24 protein-coding genes are annotated in these 18,662 nt (G+C 63.4%); 10 read left to right on the top strand and 14 right to left on the bottom strand.

Annotation, left to right across the window (positions count from 1 at the left end; genetic code table 11):
• Positions 1-3 precede the first annotated feature (3 nt).
• A complete protein-coding gene (locus KU306_RS10355) occupies positions 4-2,046 on the bottom strand; it encodes a histidine kinase N-terminal 7TM domain-containing protein (RefSeq protein ID WP_258301889.1) in 2,043 nt (680 codons plus the stop codon).
• A 59-nt stretch (positions 2,047-2,105) separates the two neighbouring features.
• A complete protein-coding gene (locus KU306_RS10350; protein WP_007539392.1) occupies positions 2,106-2,390 on the bottom strand; it encodes a DUF357 domain-containing protein in 285 nt (94 codons plus the stop codon).
• 144 nt (positions 2,391-2,534) lie between these two features.
• Here KU306_RS10350 and KU306_RS10345 point away from each other — a divergent pair, with 144 nt between their 5' ends.
• The gene (locus KU306_RS10345) at positions 2,535-3,584 is read left to right on the top strand and encodes an NAD(P)/FAD-dependent oxidoreductase (RefSeq protein WP_007539390.1); all 1,050 of its coding nucleotides are present in this window, start codon (positions 2,535-2,537) and stop codon (positions 3,582-3,584) included.
• A gap of 14 nt (positions 3,585-3,598) precedes the next feature.
• Here the strand turns inward: KU306_RS10345 and KU306_RS10340 are convergent, their stop codons facing one another.
• Genes KU306_RS10340 through KU306_RS10330 form a run of 3 tightly spaced genes read right to left on the bottom strand, consistent with a single transcriptional unit; the run spans position 3,599 to position 5,382 of the window.
• Entirely contained in the window at positions 3,599-3,844 is a 246-nt protein-coding gene (locus KU306_RS10340) for a hypothetical protein (RefSeq protein WP_007539389.1), read from the bottom strand.
• Between the two features lie 57 nt (positions 3,845-3,901).
• Positions 3,902-5,098 carry a TIGR04347 family pseudo-SAM/SPASM protein gene (locus KU306_RS10335; RefSeq protein ID WP_258301888.1) on the bottom strand — a complete coding sequence of 399 codons (1,197 nt, stop codon included), beginning with the start codon at positions 5,096-5,098 and terminating at the stop codon, positions 3,902-3,904.
• Entirely contained in the window at positions 5,095-5,382 is a 288-nt protein-coding gene (locus KU306_RS10330) for an Htur_1727 family rSAM-partnered candidate RiPP (RefSeq protein WP_258301887.1), read from the bottom strand. The genes KU306_RS10335 and KU306_RS10330 overlap by 4 nt, the downstream gene beginning before the upstream one ends.
• 100 nt (positions 5,383-5,482) lie before the next feature.
• Here KU306_RS10330 and KU306_RS10325 point away from each other — a divergent pair, with 100 nt between their 5' ends.
• Positions 5,483-6,007: a halocyanin domain-containing protein gene (locus KU306_RS10325; protein WP_258301886.1), complete on the top strand. Its 525-nt coding sequence runs from the start codon at positions 5,483-5,485 to the stop codon at positions 6,005-6,007.
• 4 nt (positions 6,008-6,011) lie between these two features.
• Here the strand turns inward: KU306_RS10325 and KU306_RS19055 are convergent, their stop codons facing one another.
• Both KU306_RS19055 and KU306_RS10320 read right to left on the bottom strand, forming a co-directional pair.
• Positions 6,012-6,146, bottom strand: a complete 135-nt coding sequence (locus KU306_RS19055) for a DUF7560 family zinc ribbon protein (protein ID WP_425499523.1) — start codon at positions 6,144-6,146, stop codon at positions 6,012-6,014.
• A 72-nt stretch (positions 6,147-6,218) separates the two neighbouring features.
• The gene (locus KU306_RS10320) at positions 6,219-6,860 is read right to left on the bottom strand and encodes a helix-turn-helix domain-containing protein (RefSeq protein WP_007539380.1); all 642 of its coding nucleotides are present in this window, start codon (positions 6,858-6,860) and stop codon (positions 6,219-6,221) included.
• Positions 6,861-7,024: 164 nt separating this feature from the next.
• Here KU306_RS10320 and KU306_RS10315 point away from each other — a divergent pair, with 164 nt between their 5' ends.
• Both KU306_RS10315 and KU306_RS10310 read left to right on the top strand, forming a co-directional pair.
• Positions 7,025-7,372 carry an ArsR/SmtB family transcription factor gene (locus KU306_RS10315; RefSeq protein WP_258301885.1) on the top strand — a complete coding sequence of 116 codons (348 nt, stop codon included), beginning with the start codon at positions 7,025-7,027 and terminating at the stop codon, positions 7,370-7,372.
• Positions 7,372-7,572: a DUF7511 domain-containing protein gene (locus KU306_RS10310; RefSeq protein WP_258301884.1), complete on the top strand. Its 201-nt coding sequence runs from the start codon at positions 7,372-7,374 to the stop codon at positions 7,570-7,572. Before KU306_RS10315 ends, KU306_RS10310 begins: the two co-directional genes overlap by 1 nt.
• A gap of 12 nt (positions 7,573-7,584) precedes the next feature.
• On the opposite strand, the gene KU306_RS10305 is transcribed toward KU306_RS10310, so the two are convergent.
• The 4 genes from KU306_RS10305 to btuC form a co-directional block, all read right to left on the bottom strand.
• A complete protein-coding gene (locus tag KU306_RS10305) occupies positions 7,585-8,262 on the bottom strand; it encodes an RNA ligase partner protein (protein ID WP_007539374.1) in 678 nt (225 codons plus the stop codon).
• 42 nt (positions 8,263-8,304) lie between these two features.
• On the bottom strand, positions 8,305-9,474 hold the full coding sequence (locus KU306_RS10300) for a tubulin/FtsZ family protein (RefSeq protein WP_007539372.1): 1,170 nt from the start codon (positions 9,472-9,474) through the stop codon (positions 8,305-8,307).
• A gap of 134 nt (positions 9,475-9,608) precedes the next feature.
• On the bottom strand, positions 9,609-11,042 hold the full coding sequence (locus tag KU306_RS10295) for a heme ABC transporter ATP-binding protein (RefSeq protein WP_258301883.1): 1,434 nt from the start codon (positions 11,040-11,042) through the stop codon (positions 9,609-9,611).
• Complete coding sequence (gene btuC / locus KU306_RS10290) at positions 11,039-12,133, bottom strand: vitamin B12 ABC transporter permease BtuC (protein ID WP_007539369.1); 1,095 nt, start codon at positions 12,131-12,133, stop codon at positions 11,039-11,041. Before btuC ends, KU306_RS10295 begins: the two co-directional genes overlap by 4 nt.
• A 60-nt stretch (positions 12,134-12,193) precedes the next feature.
• On the opposite strand from btuC, the gene KU306_RS10285 reads away from it, so the two are divergent.
• Positions 12,194-13,294 (top strand): PGF-CTERM-anchored ABC transporter substrate-binding protein, encoded by a 1,101-nt coding sequence (locus KU306_RS10285; RefSeq protein ID WP_007539367.1) that lies wholly within the window; start codon positions 12,194-12,196, stop codon positions 13,292-13,294.
• Positions 13,295-13,351: 57 nt separating this feature from the next.
• On the opposite strand, the gene KU306_RS10280 is transcribed toward KU306_RS10285, so the two are convergent.
• Entirely contained in the window at positions 13,352-14,413 is a 1,062-nt protein-coding gene (locus KU306_RS10280) for a hypothetical protein (protein WP_258301882.1), read from the bottom strand.
• Positions 14,414-14,528: 115 nt separating this feature from the next.
• Here KU306_RS10280 and srp19 point away from each other — a divergent pair, with 115 nt between their 5' ends.
• The 3 genes from srp19 to KU306_RS10265 all read left to right on the top strand — a co-directional run bounded on the left by srp19 (position 14,529) and on the right by KU306_RS10265 (position 16,139).
• Entirely contained in the window at positions 14,529-14,807 is a 279-nt protein-coding gene (srp19, locus tag KU306_RS10275) for a signal recognition particle subunit SRP19 (RefSeq protein WP_007539360.1), read from the top strand.
• Positions 14,807-15,031 carry an H/ACA ribonucleoprotein complex subunit GAR1 gene (locus tag KU306_RS10270; RefSeq protein WP_007539359.1) on the top strand — a complete coding sequence of 75 codons (225 nt, stop codon included), beginning with the start codon at positions 14,807-14,809 and terminating at the stop codon, positions 15,029-15,031. The genes srp19 and KU306_RS10270 overlap by 1 nt, the downstream gene beginning before the upstream one ends.
• A gap of 100 nt (positions 15,032-15,131) precedes the next feature.
• Positions 15,132-16,139: a presenilin family intramembrane aspartyl protease PSH gene (locus KU306_RS10265; protein WP_007539356.1), complete on the top strand. Its 1,008-nt coding sequence runs from the start codon at positions 15,132-15,134 to the stop codon at positions 16,137-16,139.
• Between the two features lie 29 nt (positions 16,140-16,168).
• On the opposite strand, the gene KU306_RS10260 is transcribed toward KU306_RS10265, so the two are convergent.
• Positions 16,169-16,651 carry a PUA domain-containing protein gene (locus tag KU306_RS10260; protein WP_007539354.1) on the bottom strand — a complete coding sequence of 161 codons (483 nt, stop codon included), beginning with the start codon at positions 16,649-16,651 and terminating at the stop codon, positions 16,169-16,171.
• 119 nt (positions 16,652-16,770) lie between these two features.
• Between KU306_RS10260 and KU306_RS10255 the strand changes: the two genes are divergently transcribed.
• Together KU306_RS10255 and KU306_RS10250 are read left to right on the top strand one after the other, a co-directional pair.
• Entirely contained in the window at positions 16,771-16,938 is a 168-nt protein-coding gene (locus tag KU306_RS10255; RefSeq protein ID WP_169317595.1) for a hypothetical protein, read from the top strand.
• 110 nt (positions 16,939-17,048) lie between these two features.
• A complete protein-coding gene (locus KU306_RS10250; RefSeq protein ID WP_258301881.1) occupies positions 17,049-17,942 on the top strand; it encodes a DUF7847 domain-containing protein in 894 nt (297 codons plus the stop codon).
• Here KU306_RS10250 and KU306_RS10245 read toward each other — a convergent pair whose 3' ends face one another.
• Positions 17,943-18,440: a LabA-like NYN domain-containing protein gene (locus tag KU306_RS10245; RefSeq protein ID WP_007539350.1), complete on the bottom strand. Its 498-nt coding sequence runs from the start codon at positions 18,438-18,440 to the stop codon at positions 17,943-17,945. It lies immediately after the preceding gene.
• Between the last annotated feature and the right edge of the window lie 222 nt (positions 18,441-18,662).

Here is an 18,662-nt window from a genome sequence, read left to right as displayed (position 1 = left end):
GACTTACGACTGCGATATCTGTTCTTCGTCGACGCCGACCGAGACGCCGCTCACGACGAAGCGAGCACCGCCGTCTTGACCGTTTTCGACGTGGATGTCCCAGCCGTGAGCATCGACGATTTCCGAGACGATGACCAACCCCAGTCCGGTTCCACCGTCGTTGGTCGAAACGCCCGCTTCGAACACCTCGTCGCGTCGGTCCGGTTCGATTCCTAGGCCAGTGTCTTCGAGGTAGAATCCGTCGTCGGTCGTGCCGACGCGGACGGTCACGTCGTCACCGCCGTGTTCGAGCGCGTTCCGAACGAGGTTTTCGAAGAGTCGCTGGAGTCGGTCGGCGTCGGCGGCGAGCGTGCCGTCGGATTCGATAGTGAGTTCCGCGTCGTCGGTCACGACGGCGTCCCACGCCAGCGAGACGACGGTTCCGAGGCGGATGACCTCGGTGTCCTCGACGAGTCGGCCGTTTCGGGCCAATTGCAGCGCGTCCTGAATGATGACGTCCATCCGTGAGAGTGCGCGCTGTGCGTTCTGCGTGTACTTCTGGTCGCCAGTCTCCTGTGCCAACTCGACGTTTCCGACGGCCACGTTCAGCGGATTCCGAAGGTCGTGCGAGACGACGCTCGCGAAGCGCTCCAGCCGTTCGTTCGTCCGGGTCAGCCGTCGTTCGCGGCGCTTCCGCGTGGTGATGTCTCGGAAGTTGACGACGACACCCTCGACGAACGGTTCGTCCAAGAGGTTCCGCCCAATCCCTTCGAGGACGACGGTTTCGTCGTCCGGGGGACTGACACACACTTCGAACCGCTCTACAGAGTCGGGATGCTCACAGAGCTCTTGGAACGTGTCTTTGACCACCGGCCGGTCCGCGCTGTCGACGAGGTTGAAGCAGTACTCTCCGACGAGTTCGTCCGCGGAGGTCCCAGTCAGTCCCTCGACAGGTGGGCTCACGTACTCGATTTCTCCCGTATCGTCGAGAATCATCACGATGTCCGACGCGTGCTCGATAGAGGACTGAAACCGCCGCCTGGCCCGCTGTCGATCGGTCGCGTCACGGACCGTCACGACGGTCCCACCGTCACCGTTCTCCAGTGGAGACGCCCTGACTTCGAGATACTGGTGTCTCACCCCGTCGTCGGACTCGATGACAACCGACGTGTCGTGTCTCTCGCTGTCACCGAAGTCGTCGAGCTCCGCAGCGACGGCCGGAACGACGGCCGAGAACTGGCGACCAATCGCGTCGCCAGGTGGCGAAAACAGGCGACGAGCTGCCGGGTTGAGGTCGACGATTCGCTGTTCGCTGTCGAGAACGACGTAGGCCTCTCGCATCTCTTCGACGACGGTGTCGCGGGCAATCGGAACGAGGTCCAAAAGCTGGTATCGAAAGAGCGCGACCGCGAAGAGGGAACTGGAGACAGCGAAGACGATAGAGGTGTAGTCTATCACTGAATCGCCGAATACCCAGTAGACGTTGGAAGCAAACGAGATACTGACGCCGACGAAGATGGCGAGACTCTGGAGTCGAAGGATTCGGCGCGACCGGACGACCTGTCGCAGCAGTAACCCGATTCCGCCGATTACGATGAGGTACGAGTATACGACGAGCGCGTAGTAGCCGATGTGGAAGTCGCGTTGAATGAGGATCAACGGTGTCTCTCTGAGACCGGTTATCGTCCACATAAGTTCGTGTAGTGGATTCGTCACCGCGAGAGCCGTGAGACCAATTATCGGCAGACTGATGATTCCAACCAGTTTGGGCGTGATTTCGATGCGCGCGTCGACGTATTTGGCAGCGAATACGAACAACGACGGGGCGAGAAAGCTCGTCCCGACGTACGCAAACCGGAGCCACAAGAGTTGCCACTCCAGAGTGGTCCCGACGAGTTGGAGTAAATACGCTGCGGACCACACCCCCGAGGATGCAGAGAGGAATCCGAGCGCAGTCGCCCCTTTCGTCGACCGGTTTCGGAACGAATACGCGGCAATCCCACTCGATAATACGATAGATATCAATAGGATTATGAATACGGGGTGGAACTGCCACGCACCTTCCATCGTGAAGACACAGTCGGACCCGTGTTATAATGGTTATCCGTGCTGTCACCCGTGACACACTACATTGTAAAGAGATGTGAGTCGTCAGGAACGTCGAAGAGACCCATCCGAACGCCCGCATCCAACCACCCGTAGCCGTAGGAGAACGACGCCAGCGCGTTGACCCAGTCGTCGGCGTCTTTGAAGTGACGGCCGTCGTCGAGGTACGACTCGGCCATCTCTAAGCAGTCGGCGGCGGCGTGGCCGAGATGGGTGTCGTCGGGGACGGCTTGGACCGCTTCGTCGAGCGCGTCGGCGAGCATTCCTTCGTAGCGATTCGTCTTCTCGTGGAGGTCGGCAGACATACCGTGTCCTGCGTCACCGACGGATACTGGTCTTTCGCTCTCTGTTTTCACCTGGTCCCCTTGTCATGCAACACCATGGCAGTAGTGTAGTACTGCTCGCAATACAGCGCAACCTTAAGGCACGGGTACAGCGAAAGACGAGATATGACAGAAGACGCCGATTCGTTCGTGGAGCACAGGAAGCTCATCATCGCCGGTTCTGGTATCTCTGGGCTCTCTGCTGCCATCTACGCCGCCCGTTCTAACAACGACCCACTCGTCCTCGAAGGCGACGAACCGGGTGGCCAACTCACCCTCACGACGGAGGTCGAAAACTACCCCGGCTTCCCCGAAGGCATCTCGGGCCCCGAACTCATCAACAACATGAAAGAGCAGGCCAAGCGCTTCGGGACCGAGGTTCGCCACGGTATCATCGAGGACGTGGATGCTTCCGAACGACCCTTCACGGTGACGCTGCAGAACGGCGACGTGTACACCGCCGACGCCATCATCTCCGCCTCCGGCGCGTCTGCGCGGACGCTCGGCATCCCCGGCGAAGACGAACTCATGGGCTACGGACTCTCCACGTGTGCGACCTGTGACGGCGCGTTCTTCCGCGACGAGAAGATTATGGTCATCGGTGGCGGCGACGCCGCCGTCGAGGAAGCGAACTTCCTCACCAAGTTCGCCTCGAAGGTCTACCTCGTCCACCGCCGCGAGGAGTTCCGCGCCGAGGACTACTGGGTCGACCGCCTGATGGAGAAAGTCGACGAGGACGAAATCGAACTCATGCTCAACACCGAAGCGACGGAACTCCACGGGACGCCCGAGGAGGGCGTCGACCACGTGACGCTCGTCGAACACCCCGAGGGTCACCCGACGGCCAAGCTCGACGACCCCGAGACCGAAGAGTACGACTTCGACGTTGGCGCGGTGTTCTACGCCATCGGCCACACGCCGAACGCCGACTACCTCGAAGGCACGGCCGTCCAGCGCGACGACGAGGGCTACATCATCGCCAAGGGCGGGTCCGGCGGCAACCAGACCGCGACCGACGAACCCGGCATCTTCGCAGCGGGCGACGTCGTAGACTACCACTACCAGCAGGCCGCGACCGCCGGCGGCATGGGCGTGAAGGCCGCACTCGACGCCGACGAGTACCTCGAAGAACTCGAACGCGAAGAGAAGCAGGCCGCGGCGAGCGCGGCAGAATAACGCGAATCGGCGTCTCAGGAGTCGCTTTCTTCTCGGTGTGGAGTCTTTTCGTCGGCAGGCGGGGTCAGAACGCCGGACTGGTGTACAACGCTCGCGAGGAGGTACAACACTGCACCCAACACGAGCGGGAGCGTGACGAACGTCGCAATCGTCTCGTCTGTCCGTTGAATACTGAAGAGTTGTTCAGACATCACGCCGAGTTGGAGGATAACGAGTGCGAATCCGCGGCGCACCGTTCGCTGGAGGGCTGGAATCGACATACGCCGTCGTCTCCCAGCAGTTCCAAGAAGGCTGTGGCGGAGACGAACTCGGCTTCGTCAGTCGGCCGGTTCCGGAGTGACACCGCGCTCTTCGGCCGTCAGGTAACACTGCGGGTCAGGACCGAACAGGTCGCCTGACCCGGCGAGGGCGCGCAGCCGCGACGACCCGCGGCACACGTCCTGATACTGGCACGAAGCACACTTGCCAGTCAAGTGCTCCTCGCGCTCGCGGAGGCGGGCGAGAAGCGGGTTCGACTCGTCGTCCCAGATGTCGCCGAACGACCGGTCCCGAACGTTGCCGAGGCTGTAACTCTGCCAGAACTGCGTCAGGTGCACGTCGCCGCGGTAGTCCACGTCGGCGACGCGCTCGCCGGTCGGGTCGCCACCGTTGACGCGGAGGTACTGGTGAATCTCCTCGGCGTGTTCTTCGCCGAGTTCTTCGTCGGCGTACTCGACGACGTACGCCGAGTCGGCGTAGTTCCCGACGAGCAGCGTCTCGATTTCTTCGCCTTCGGCGTGGTACTCGCGGGTCATATCGAAGAGGCGGTTGACCGCGCGGCGCTGGGCCTCGTCGTCGAGGTCGGCGTCGGCGATGTCGCCGCCGCGGCCGCCGTAATCGAGGTGATAGAAACAGAATCTATCGACGCCGACGTCGTACAGGAGGTCGACCACGTCCTCCATGTCGGCGGCGTTGTGCTCGGTAATCGTGTACCGAAGGCCGGTCTTGAGGTCCACCGAGAGGCAATTTTCGATACCGCGCACGGCAGCCTCGAACGCACCGTCTTTCCCGCGGAATCTGTCGTTTCGCTCCTGCAAGCCGTCTACCGAGACCCCGGCGTAGGAGAGTCCGGCGTCCTTGAGCGCCTGCGCTTTCTCCTCGGTGATGAGCGTCCCGTTGGTTGAGAGGACTGCTCGGACGCCCCGGTCGGTACAGTAATCGACGAGTTCGACGAGGTCCTCGCGAACGAGTGGCTCGCCCCCCGAAAACAGGAGGACGGGAACGTCGTAGTCGGCGAGGTCGTCGATGAGCCCCTTCGCTTCCGCCGTGCTGAGTTCGCCCTGCGCCGGGTCGAGGTCGGCACCCGCATAGCAGTGCTCGCAGTAGAGGTTGCACCGGCGGGTCGTGTTCCAGACGACGACCGGACGCTTCTGTTTTTCTTCTCGAATCTGTTCGATGTCGGCGTCGGGGTCGTCGTATCGGAGTCCGTCGCCCTCGGCAGTCTGCCCGCAAAGCAGTTTGCTGATAGAAATCATCGTTGTGGGACTCCCGTCTTCGAGTCAGCAGTCGATTCGACTCGCCCCTTCTCGGCGAGGTCGTTGCCGCCGAGTCGTCGGACTTCGTCGGCCGGACAGAGCCACAGGGCCGACGCGGCGTACTCGAAGAGCGTCGTCGCCTGTTCGGTCGCGATGTCGGCCGATGGAGCGGTCACGCTACCGACGTGACGCATCGGCTCTGCGCTACGCTCGCGGAGGAATACCTCCCACTGTCGGCTCCCGTCGATTCTCGGTTTCCGTCGCGGGTCGTCGTCCGAGGCCATGCGAGCGTCTTTGGAACACAGAGATACGCTCGTTTCGCACGTTTTCACCGCGTGGGAATCGAAGGGTTAGACATGTCCCCCGGCGTACTACGAAGGCAACATGGTTGAGATGTTCTCTCGACGGACGTTCCTCCGTTCGACCGCGGCTACCGCGACGATTTCCCTCCTTGCTGGCTGTTCAGGCTCCGGTGGAGACGCCGGAGGCGACGGCGGGAGTGAAAACGGCGGCGACACCGAGTCGACGACCGAATCGACACCGACCGCAGAACAGGAGACAGCCAGCTTCGACGGCTGGTTCGACCGAACCGACAACTACGACGGCGTCCACGACAAGACCGGCGAGGACTCGGTAACGGTCACCGTCGGCGCTGAAGGCAACGGCGGCGGGTTCGCGTTCGGCCCGGCCGCAGTCAAGGTGTCGCCGGGAACCACCGTCGTCTGGGAGTGGACCGGCCAGGGCGGCACCCACAACGTCGTCGAACGCGAAAACGGACTGTTCGAGTCGGAACTCACCGCAGAAGAGGGCTTCACCTTCGAGTATACCTTCGAGGAAGCGGGCGAGTACAAGTACGTCTGTGTCCCCCACGAGACGCTCGGAATGGTCGGCGTCGTCGTCGTCGAATAGATACTCAGGCCTGTTTCATCCCTTCCGAAATGGGAGCCTGACACAGCACACACCCCGTTTTTCGGAGGGTCTGAAGCATTTGCTGATTGACCCGGAAACGCTCGCCACACTCGGGACAGGTTACGTCGATTTCGCGCATCGTACACTCACCGCATAGTCGTACGTCGGCGATACCCGAGGGAATCCACCCTTAATTCGGCGGGTGCTCACGTCAGTCCTGTAGGATGGCACCCATGAGCTTCTTCTGTGCCATCGCGAGGTGTTCGGAGAACGTCGACGTGGTGATGTCGAGTTCGGTCGCCACTTCTCCCTTGTTGGCACGGCGCGGGTGGTCGAAGTAACCCATCTCGTGGGCGGTCTCCAGCACCTCGCGCTGTCTGTCTGTGAGTTGGCCGCGCTCGACCAACACGAGGTCGCGCGACTCGTCGGACGACGACTGAAGGAGGCGGCGAACGTCGACCGACCCCGACGATTCTCGGAGAGCAGCGACCACGTCGCGGAGCGTCTCGACGTCCGGCGCGTGGAACGTCAAGAAGAGTGCTCCGTCTCGCGTCTGTACGTCGACGACCGGGCAGTCGAACGCCTCGACGCGCTCGCACGGGCAGCCGATACCGCCCTCGCGTTCGAATCGGTAGACGCTCCCGTCACCGTAGTCGAACAGTTGCTCCATGTCGTCGGTGATTCCCTCGCTGGCGTCGAAGACGAACTCCTCTGTCACAGCGCCGTTTTCGTTCGGGGACATGCTCCGCGACAGTGCGTACCCGCTTGTGTCGTTCTCCGAGACGGAGGCGACGGGACATCCGTCTGGTCCTGTCACCTTCAACTCTGCTCTGATACCCGCTGCGCTCGTCATATCTGTAGACAGCGCCTCCAGCCCCTGATATAAACACCCCCGATAGCCTGGGCCTTTATATTGTGGGTGGTATCATGCGACGCCCAGCGGCCACTGAGGGGGTATAGCCCCACCATATTCTGGGTGCAGTTCGAGGGCCGCCCCGGACAAACAGACGACTGCGCATGCAGACCGGCCTTTCACGGACGCCGTCCGACACGTCGCCGCCTGAGACGTTGGCACCGCTCGTCCTCGACGCACTCGCAGACCGGACGTCCCGTCGGATGCTCACGACGCTTCGGGAGTCTCGCGACCCGATGACTGCACAGGAGCTTTCGGCCGTCTGCGATGTCCCGCTGTCGACGACGTACCGGAAACTCGAACGGTTGACGGACGCCCGACTCGTCGAAGAGACGCTCCAGTTACGAGCAACTGGCACACACACCCACCAGTATCGAGCCAAAGTCGAATCCGTCATACTGCAGTTAGACGGCGACGAAGCGGTCGAACTCACTGCACTGGGAGGCGACTGATGGGAAGCGAGTCCGCACACACGCCGGGGGCCGAACGCGACCCAGAACCCGCCCCGCGTCTCACGGCCCACATCGTCGTTGGCGACAACGGCGAATCCGAGTGTACCATCCATCCCGCCGATGCAACGTCCGAAGAACTCCTGACGACGTGGATAACAGCCGTCGGCGACTCGTTCGTCGAACTCGCGGCGATGCGGTAGTCGAGACTGCTCTCAGTAGTCGTCTCGGTTTTGGGGCCGCGGTTCGTCGAGCGCGACGAGATACTCGTCGAGAAGCGTGGGGAACGCCCGTCCGCGGAGGTTCCGCAGGCCGAAATCGGCCGCCCAACTGATGATACCCGTATCTTCGGTCACGACGCCAGCGTCCAGTTCGCGGGCGAGGATGAGGAGGTCGAAGTCCTCGCGCGAGTCGAGGACGCCCTGGCGGAGTGCGCCCCGGTAGTCCTCGCGGAGGTCCGAGATGACTTTGTCCACGTCGGACATCTCGGACCCGCCATCGGAGCGCCGTCTCGACTCCTCTGCTTTTCGGACCGCCTTCTCGGAGACGCGAAGCCCGCGATTGACCCGGTCGGACATCTCGTCGATGAATCGGTAGACGATTTCCGCGGGGATGTACACCTCGTAGCGGTCGGGGTGTTTCTTAATGACCCACGTGTCGAGTTTGCCGAGGACGTCCTCCGAGACGCCGCGGTCACGGAGGATGTGCTCTAATTCGGACGCGATTGACGGCGGCATGTAACAGGAGATGTTCAAGTCGAGACGCGCGGCGGCAATCGTGTCGAGCAGGCGTTCGACACCCTCTTCGAACGTCTCGTCCTCGTCTCGAATCTCCTCTGACAGAAACAGCGAGGTATCGAGCACGAATCGTTGCTTGAGCGGGTACTCGGCCATCGTTCGACAGTTCGCACCCACAGACTATGACGTTTCCCCGTCTCAGAACAGCGACTCAAGCGAGTCCGAGCCACTGTCGGCCAGGAGGTCGTCGAGCGCCGTCGAACTCGACTCGCGCTTGGCTAACATGTCTTTCTGGGCTTCGATTGCGACCGCTTGCAGTTCTTTGACCCGAGGCACGTCGTAGACGCCCGAGAGCAACACCACCGCGGCGACGAAGTTGGACTCGACTGGGTAGTCGCCACCCCGAATCTCCATCGTTCCAGTCTCGTCTTCGAGCCAGGCCCTCCCTCGCTCGATTCCGCGCCGAGAGAGCACGTCTTGTGGACCGGCGAAGACGACGAGGCCGCGCTCGGTCCCGCCAATCTCACACGGGAGCGTGAGTCGGCCGAGTGCGGCGCGCCTGACGAGGCTGGTGAGTCGGTTCATCGCGTCGCCATCGTCTTCCGTGGCGGCGCTCCCGCCGAGTCGTGACAGGAGTCCGCGCTTCGGTCGGTCGAGTTCGACCGAAGCGTACCCAATGGTGGAGATACCGCCGGAGCCGAGGGTGTTGATTATCTCCGATGCGTCGACGACCGATTCGGCCACGGCCCCGGACCCGTCGGTCTCCCCGGCTCCGAAGAGGACGCCGAGTCGGCGCGCGATTTCGGTGTTGATGGACTCGTAGCCGGATTCGACGGACTCGCCGCTGTTGCGCCACGCCTCGTTGTCGAAGAGAATCAGGTTGTCCACTTCGCGGACGAACGTCTGGAGCGACCGCGCGGCGTTGAGCGTGTAGATTCCGCCTTCGTCTTTCGCCGGGAGGATGCCCAGCCCGTAGACTGGTTCGGTGTAGAGATGCCCGAGTTCGTGGGCGAGCACCGGCGCGCCACCGGACCCGGTGCCACCGCCTAACCCCGCGACGATGAGGAAGGCATCGACTTCGTGGACTGCCATATCGTCGATGACCGAAAGGACCTCGCCGACGTCTTCGGCGGTCACCTCTGCACCGAGGTCGTTGTCGGCACCGACGCCGTGGCCTTTGACGCGCGAAAGCCCGATGAGTACCTGCCGCGACTTCGGCACGTGTTTCAGGCCCATCAGGTCGGCACGGGCGGTGTTGACGGCGAGCGCGTCGACGGTGAAGTCGGTCTGCGTCAGCCGGTCGTATTGGACGAGGGCGTCGACGACTTTGCCGCCTGCCTGTCCGACGCCGATGAGTGCGAGTTTCATCTGTTCCTCCAGAAATCAGCCTACTAGACGCGCGCTCGCGGCTTCAATATGTCTCCCATAGTGACCGTATTCTCGCGCTTAAAATTCTCCTAATCGGACCACTGCCGCCGCGCGAAGACTGCCGGCCGAAGCGACTACGAGTGGTTCGACTGTGCCGGCCCGCTGGGTTTGGCAGTCGAATCGTTGGACTCGATAACCGAGCCGTTGGATTCGGCAGCCGCCCCCTCGACTTCGGCGGTCGGGTCGCCGTCACTGGCCGCGTCCTCGCTGTCGGTCGAGTCACCGAACGACTCGCACGCTAACTCGCCGACTACGGAGAGGAGTTCACTTGGTTCGACGACCCGTGCACGCGCTTTGAGTCGCTCGTAGATAGCGCGGCCATCGTCACCTGCGTAGTTTCGCTCCGAGAAGGACCGTTCCTCGACGAGGACGAGATACTCCGCGGCGAGCGCCGCTTCCAAGTTCGCGAGGTTCCCGTCGCCGATTTCCACGTCGGCGACGACAGTCACGTCGGCGGCTTCGACCCGCGACTCGACCGCGGACTGTGCTGCGTCGTCGACCGGGGCGTACGGCGGAACCGTCACGAGGTCCGCACCAACACGGCGGGCCGCTTCGGCGTCGGTGTCGCCCTCGTTGAGCGCACCCGCAGAGAGGGCGTACCCGGCGGCGGAAAGCACGTGGAGTGCTCGCGCACCGGTTCCACCTCCGCCGACGACGTGAACGCGCCCGCTCGCGTCGTCGGAGGGGGTGGGGAGCGCCGTGACGTACACCGACCCGGTGACTGGGTGGCGGGACACTACGGCTTCGGCGTCGAACGCGGACTTGAGATTCGACTCGGTGAGGACAGCGGTGGGGTCGCCAGCGGCGAGAACCCGCCCCTCCGAGAGGAGCACGAGCGCGTCGCAGTAGTGCGCCGCGAGGTTGAGGTCGTGAATCGCCGCGACGGCGGTCGTCCCGTCGCCGACGAGGTCGCTGACGAGTTCGAGCGTCCGAACCTGGTGGTTGATGTCGAGGCTGGCGGTCGGTTCGTCGAGGAGGAGGACGGGCGTCTCCTGTGCGATGGCCCGGGCGATGAGGACGCGCTGGCGCTCGCCGCCGCTCACTTCCGTGACGGAGCGCTCGGCGAGGTCCGTGACAGTCGTCCGCTCCATCGCCGCATCGACAGCCTGCTCGTCGGCGTCGCTCCACCCGTCGAACCGGCCACGGTGGGGGGTTCGCCCCATCCGTACGACCTCTCGAACCGGGAAGTCGAACGAGACCTGTGTCGTCTGTGGAACCGTCGCGACGAGTCTACTCGCCGCTTTCGACGAGAGGGTGTGAACGTCCTCGCCCGCGACGTGGACCGTCCCCCGGTCGGGTGAGAGCGCCCCGTTGAGCGTCCGCAGGAGCGTCGTCTTCCCGGCCCCGTTCGGGCCGATGAGCCCGACGAACGTCCCCGAATCGACGTCCACAGAGAGACCGTCGAGGATAGTGTGTCCGCCGAGCGAGACTGCCACGTCGTCGAGTGAAATTGCGGGATTCGTCTCGAAGGGCTCTTCCGACGTGGAGATGGCAAAGGGGTCGCTCACGGCGAATGCACCTCCCGGGTTCGGAGGAGATACAGGAAGAAGGGCGCGCCGAGCGCCGCGGTCACGACGCCGACGGGTATCTCCGCCGCACCGTTTCGGGCGATGGTGTCGGTGACGACGAGAAACGACGCGCCGGCCAGTGCCGACGCCGGGAGGAGAACCCGGTGGTCTGGGCCGACGACCAGCCGGAGCATGTGCGGGACGACCAGCCCGACGAATCCGATAACGCCGGAGACGGAGACGGCCGCCGCGGTGACGACACTCGCCGTCGCGAGCAGGAGACGCTTGGTTCGCTCTACTTCGATGCCGAGCGACTGCGCGTCGTCCTCGCCGAGCAAGAGGACGTTCAGGTCCCGAGCGTACGCGAGGAGGATGCCAACCGGAATCGGAAGCACGAGCGCGAGCAGTGCGACTTCGTCCCACGTCGCGCCCGCGAGATGGCCCATCAGCCAGAAGACGACCTGTCGGAGGCTCTCGCCTGCCTGCAAGAGCAGAAACGAGATGACCGCGCCGAGGAACGTCTGAACCGCCACGCCAGCGAGCAGGAGGGTCGCAACCGGCGTCCGACCGTTCTCAGTTGCGAGTAGGTAGACCACGAACGCGGTGATGACTGCTGACGCGAACGCGGCCCCGTGGAGACCGAACGGAACCGAAAGCGAGAGTGCAATCGTCGCGACAGCGCCGACGGCCGCGCCGGAGGAGACGCCGATGATAGACGGGTCGGCCATGGGATTTCGGAAGAATCCCTGCATCACGACGCCGGCAGTCGCCAGCGCGAACCCCACGAGCGACGCGAGGAGGATGCGCGGCAGTCGCACCGAGAGCACGATGATACGTGCAGTGTCCGGCACGGAGAAGTGAAACGGGGAGGCGAACGAGAGACTCGGCGTCGGCACCGTCCCCACGAGCGGGAGAGACATGCCCCCGCCGAGCGAGACGCCGACCGGGACGGAGAGCGCATCGAGAAGGATGCGCGCCACGGTCCGCGGCGGTATCGAGACGTGGCCGATGCCCGCGCTCACGACCACGACGAACGCCAAGAGGACAGAGAGACCGAGCGCCCACGTGGTCGCCCGTGTTCGAACGTTCATCTAACACAATCTCGCTTGCATTAGGTAAATATATATTGGGGTATCGCCGAGGCCACGAACGTGATTCAGCGTATCTTCGTCGCACTGCTAGTTCTCGCGACTGTGTTCGCCGGTGTTCCGGCACCCGTCGCGGCAGCAGACCACGCCGAACAGTGTACGTTCCCGATGACGGTGACAGACGCCACGGGAACCGAAGTCACCATCTCCGAAGACCCCGAGCGCGTCGTCACGACGAACCCGAGCGCCGCCCAGACGATGTGGGAAATCGGCGCGAAAGCGGAAGTCGTCGGCGTCTCGCAGTACGCGATGTACCTCGACGGCGCGAGCGAGAAGGCCAACGTCTCCGGGTCCGGCGGCCTGAACGTCGAGGCCGTCATCGGACTCGAACCCGACCTCGTCCTCGTTCCGAACTCGTCGTACACGGCCGAGCCAGACCGAGTTCGACAACTCCGCGATGCGGGACTTTCTGTCGTCGTCTTCGAGACGGGGAACTCCCTCGACGACGTGGTGAACAAGACCGAACGAATCGGGACGATGACCGGCAACTGTGAAGCCGGTGAGACGCGCGCCGACGAGATGCGCACCTCCATCGAGAACATGGAGCGCGCGCTCGAAGACGCCGAGCGCCCGGTCGGACTCAACTCCTTCTTCGGCTACACCTCCGGTGCGAACACCTTCATCTCCGACGTGATGGTCACTGGCGGGCTCCGAAACGGGGCTGCCGAGGCCAACCTCACCGGCTTCGCGCAGATTAACGACGAGGCGGTCGTCAAGATGAATCCCGAGTACATCGTCATTCCTTCGCACGCCCCACATCCGAGCAGCCCGGCGTACAACAGCACCACTGCAGTGAAGGAAGGAAACGTCATCGTGGTCGAGGCGAACAAACTCCAGCAGCCCGCCCCGCGCGCTATCGAGGCAAGTGAGGCCATCATGAAGGCCGTCCACCCCGACGCCTACGAGCGCTATCTGGAACTCGAAAACGAGTCGGCCGCGACTGCGACCGAAGAACCGCAGACTGCGACCGAGACGACCGCCACGGACGCACCCGAAACGACCGCAACGTCCGAGCAAACGACTGAAACCAGCGCCCCCGGATTCGGCGCTGTCGTGAGTCTCGTCGCGCTCGCCGGCGCAGCACTGCTCGCCCGTCGCGCGTAACTGACGGCATCTCGGTATCGGCACCGGTATCGTCGTTTTGTCTTTTTCTACGTCGGCTCAGACCAGCGGGAGGAGGTCCATCACCGCGGAGACGAACTCCACGAACAGGACCACGATGTCCTCGACGAGGAGCACGAGGCTGGCCGACGAGAACCAAAACGACACGAACTGTCCGACGAGAATCAGCGCGATACCGAGCCGACCGAGCCAGTAGACGCGCTGGTGCAGTGCGGTTCTCGCTTCGTCGGGATTCCCGCGAATCAAGACTGCTTCGGGCTTCCCATCTGCCCGTTGGGAGTTATCGCCGTGGGTCCCAAGCAGCGCATCGACTGGCGCGCTGTCGATTCTGGCGACGTCGGGGTCGTCCGACTGCACCACGGAGCCGACGACAGTGACGACTTCGTCGGACGGGACGTACTCCTCGACGATTCTGAGCGTGTCGTCCGACGACCCCGGCGACGGGAGTTCAGGGTGCGCTTCGAGATACGTCGCCGCCGGTTCGGGCACGTGCCCGTCGAGGTCGACGGTAAACGTGTGTTCTCTCGTGTTGAACACTCGGTGTCGGCCCGGCGTGACCCGAACGACGCCGCCCCCGAGTTCGAACTCGGCGCTTCGGGTCCCCTCGAAACTGTTCCGCCAGACGTCGCGGAAGCCCAGTGTCTCTCGGCGCTGAATCAGCCACCTCGTGTGGACTGCGGGACGGCCGGTAAACGGCGTCTGAAACTCGGTTATCTGTTCGTTCGTCAGCGGCGTCGGCACGCCCGCAGTCGCGACGAGTGGGTTCGGTCCGCTCGTGCGAACCTCTTCGGGCGAGACGTAGGGGACGCGTTCGAGGAGTCGATACTCGTCCCACGAACTCACCGCAACCGTGGCGAGATAGAATCCAGCACACGCGACTGCTCCCCCGAACACCCACGCGAGCGCTTCGCTGATGGCTGCCCCGGCGAGGATGGGGAGGAATACCCACAGCAGGGCGACGAGTGCAATTGCCCACCCTTTCCGACTGGCCAACCCGATTCGTCGAGACAGATGCGACAGTGCCGGTGGGTCGACCCACCGCACTGAGGCGGCGATACCGACCGAGACGGCGACGAACCCAACGTACCCAATGACGTTCATTCCCGTTTCGGGTACACCTATCGTGATAATAATGTTTCTCCAACACGATTCGCGCCGAGTTCGATGCGTCCGAGAGACCACAACCGTATTACCGTCGGGTGGCAGACACAGGGGTATGGTCGAGAACGTCATCTACCCCGCTTACCTCGACGCCTCTCTCTCGCGCAGCGAGGGTCGGCGGGTCGCCGAGTCGGCCGCGGTCGAAGACCCGACCGTGGACGAGATTGCGAAGGCCGTCCAGCAGGTCGGCTACGACGCGGTTATCGAACGCGACAAACGCTACTCCCGCGAGTTCGAGACGCGTGGCCGCGTCCTCGTGAACAACGCTGACGACGCCACGAAAAACGACATCGTGCAGGCGGTCGCCGCCTACGTCGGCATCCTCCGCGACTGATGCGCCGCATCGGCACCGTGTCGCGGACGGCACAGGGACTCGCTATCGTTCGCCTCGACGACGACGACCACCCGGACATCGGGACGATGGTCGTCGACGAATCGCTCTCGACGGTCGGCCGCATCGTGGACGTGTTCGGCCCCGTCGAGCGCCCCTACGTCGCCATCACGGCGGACGACGACAACCCGGCGCGACTCGTCGGGAACAAGCTGTACGCCCGCTGACGGGCGGTTCGATTTCTCCGCACCGGGCGACGACAGAGCGCAACCCCCAAGGCGACGACAGAGCGCAACCCCCATAGCCCTCGGGTGGGAACGCCCGCCCATGACACGTCGCGCCTACTGGGGTGTCGCCCTCGCCGCCCTCATCTTCCTCGTCGTGCAGGTCGGGGCGCTCGCCCTCGTCCCCACGTTCTACGAACAGGGCTACCAAACGGTCGAAGACCCGACGGACCCGACGAACAGCCTCCTCTACATCGGTGCCATCATCGGCATGACGGCGTTCATGCTCGCGGCGTTCAAATACGACCTCGACAAGGTCGTCCGACTCATCATCGTCTTTACGAGCGGCGTCCTCTCGTGGTACGTCTTCGCCGCCGTCATCCCCATCGAACTCGTGGCCGTCGGTCTCTCCGCGGCGGTTGCGCTCGCCCTCCTCGTCTATCCCGAGTGGTACGTCATCGACGCCGCTGGAGCGCTCATGGGTGCAGGCGCTGCTGGCCTCTTCGGTATCAGTTTCGGACTCTTACCGGCGCTCGTCCTCCTGTCGGTGCTCGCCATCTACGACGCCATCAGCGTCTACAAGACCAAACACATGCTCGACCTCGCGGAGGGCGTCATGGACCTCCGTATTCCGGTCGTGTTGGTCATCCCGACGACGCTCTCGTACTCGCTTCTCGACGACGATTTCGCGAGCGACGCGAACGATATCGGCGACGAGGAGAGCGAACCCTCGCCTGATGGGGACTCCGACCACGCCGACCCCGCCGACCCAGACGACGATTCTGACCACGCCGACCCCGCCGACCGCGACGCGTTCTTCATCGGTCTCGGCGACGCCGTCATGCCGACCGTGATGGTCGCGTCCGCGGCGTTCTTCTCCGAGGCGTCGTCGCTGGGCGTCGCTGTGCTTCCGGCGCTCAACCTCCCGGCGCTCCTCGCGATGGTCGGGACGTTCCTCGGGTTCGCTGGACTGATGTGGGCCGTGATGAAGGGTCGTGCGCACGCCGGACTCCCGCTACTCAACGGCGGCGCTATCGGTGGCTACCTCGTCGGGTCGGTGCTGGCGGGCGTCCCGCTGGTCTCTGCGCTCGGCCTCGCACCGTACCTGTAAACTCCGTCTCGTTCTCGTTTTCTCGGCCGTTATTCGACGTCGCCGACGCCCTCGCGGACGCGAACCGCCATGCCGGTCTGGAAGTCGAGCATCGCATCCGCCGAGAGTTCGGCACGGCCGACGCCGAGGAGTTCGCCGTCGGGACCGACGATAGACACCTCGTCGCCGGAGCGAACGTCCGGGTCCACGTCGGTGACGAACTTCGCGAAGGCGTTCTTCCCGTCGCTGACGAACGGAATCGACTCGTCGCCGACCTGCACCCGATAGACAGCGTCGCCGAGGCTGTCGCGGAGTCGCCGCCCGCCGGCGACGCCGAGTGTGAATCGGCCGTCTGTTCCGTAGGTGACGACGCGCTCGCCCTCGACAGACACTTGTCGCGGACGCCCGCTGCGCGAGCGAGAGATGGTTATCTCCGCGTCGGTGGGGAACAGCGCGTCGCCCGCACCGGCCCCGAACTGGTAGTCGGCGACGACCCGAAGGTCCTTCAGGTCGGCCGCGTCGGAATCGCTCATACCCCTCCTATTTCCTGCCGCGTAAAGTGGCTCGCGGTCCCCGTCCGCGACCTTGTGCTCCGCTAGCACGCACAGTCTCGACAGAAAGTCCTAAATGCCGGAACGACCCCCGTCGGAGTATGACTGCGGATATTCGACTGGCCGGTGCTGGGACTGCGCTCCTCCTCGTCAGTAGCGCGCTCCTCATGCAGACGGCCATCGACAGCCGTCTGCCGGTCCTTCTCGCCGCCCTCGCGACACTCGGTGCGATTGCGGCGGTGCTCCGTGTGGCCGAGCCGACGGCCTGACGTCACTCGCGCTCCTCTCGTCGCGTCCCACGCTGCGCGACACACCGTTCTCTTTCGATTGCGTGAAAATCCGTCCAATTTACATATGTCCACTTACACACCTGAGTCGTATGGCCGCCATCAGTTCCCTCAAAACAGCCCTCCACGGACTCAGGCGAAATCCGGTCTTGTTCCTCGGTGGACTCATTCTCGGACTTATCGCGCTGCCCCAACTCGCGACGCAGTTAGCACAGATACCACTCCTCCCGTTCGGACTCCAAGTTGTGACGTTCTTCGTCATGCCGTTCTTCGCGGCCGGGCTCTACGCCATGGCCGACGAAGCCACCGGAGAGAGGAGTCGAACGTCGCTCTCGACGCTGACAGCCGCCGGTCGTGAGAAGTACGTCCCCTTCTTGCTGGCGAAAATCGTCGCACTCGGCATCATGATTCCCTTCGGTATCGCCCTCGGTATCTTGGGAGTCGTGGGTGTCTTCGCCATCGGTCTCAGTGCAGCTACCGCCGGCGGTGGACCCGCGATGGGTGTTGGAGTGTTGAGCCTGCTGGGCGTTGGCGCGCTCATCGTTCTCGCGTACATCATCGTCTTGTTCCTGATTCAGTTCTTCCCGGTCGCCGTCGTCGTCAACGACGCCGACGCTATCGAGTCGTTCAAACAGAGCTATCGACTCGTCCGGTCGAACATCGTCCCGACGCTCGGCTACTCGGTCATCGTCCTCGTTGCGAACCTCATCGCCATGGCTCCCATCTTCGGGTTCATCATCTTCCGGTCGATTCAGAACGTCCAACAGATGCAGCAGGCTGGCAGTACAGCAGCACCAGCGACGATGCAGGCAGGTGCCGGCTTCTCGATTCCCGAAATTGCGGCGCTCTCGGCAATCTCGCTCGCGGTGCAGATGTTCGTCACGACGTTCCTGTCCACCTACGCCGTGGCGTTCTTCAAAGCGCACCAGTCCGGCGCGTCGGGGCCTGACATCGACGGCGACTCGGTAATCCCCGAGTTCGAATAGCTACAGAAGAAACGTCTCTTTTCGCTCGGAAAGGTCGATAAACGCGTCTGACGCGTCGACGAGCTCTTCGGCAGTCGATTCTTTGAACGACATCACCTCGACGCGGACGCCCTCGTGACGCAGGTGCGTACAGAGACGTTCGAAGTCGCCGTCGCCCGAACAGAGAACGACGGTATCGACGTGGTTCGCCAGACTGACGGCGTCGAGGGCGATGCCGAGGTCCCAGTCGGCTTTCTTCGACCCGTCGCCGAAGGTCTTGATGTCCTTTATCTTCGTCTCGAAGCCGATATCGACGAGCGCGTCGAAAAAGCGCTCTTCGTCGGGAGAGTCCGCACGGATGACGTACGCGATTGCGCGCGTGAGCGCTCGTCCCGCGGTCCCCTTCTCCAGCAGCGAGGAGTAGTCGATATTTCGAGAGTAGAGACTCTGAGCAGTATGGTAGAGGTTCTGCGCGTCGGCGAGAATCGCGACGCGTTGGTCGGGGTGAATCTCTGTCATTGTCCGTCGGTTGCACGCCGCCGGATATTAACCGTGGGGGCACGGGCAGCGAACGAGGTGCTATAGCACCATCCGAAACGCAGAGCGCGGGAGCATCCGAAACGCGAGTATGGTCGCATCCGAAGCGAAGACGAGCAGGTATGAGAGTCGACGCCTATCGGTGGCAGGTCCTGCAGGCGACACAAGCTATATTATGTCTCCAGTGCCTCCTACTGGTGTGAA

The sequence above is a fragment of the Haloferax larsenii genome (genome assembly GCF_024730625.1).
GTDB lineage: Archaea > Halobacteriota > Halobacteria > Halobacteriales > Haloferacaceae > Haloferax > Haloferax larsenii.
Note: the sequence above shows the minus strand (reverse complement) of the source record. Positions and strands in the feature narration are given on the sequence as shown.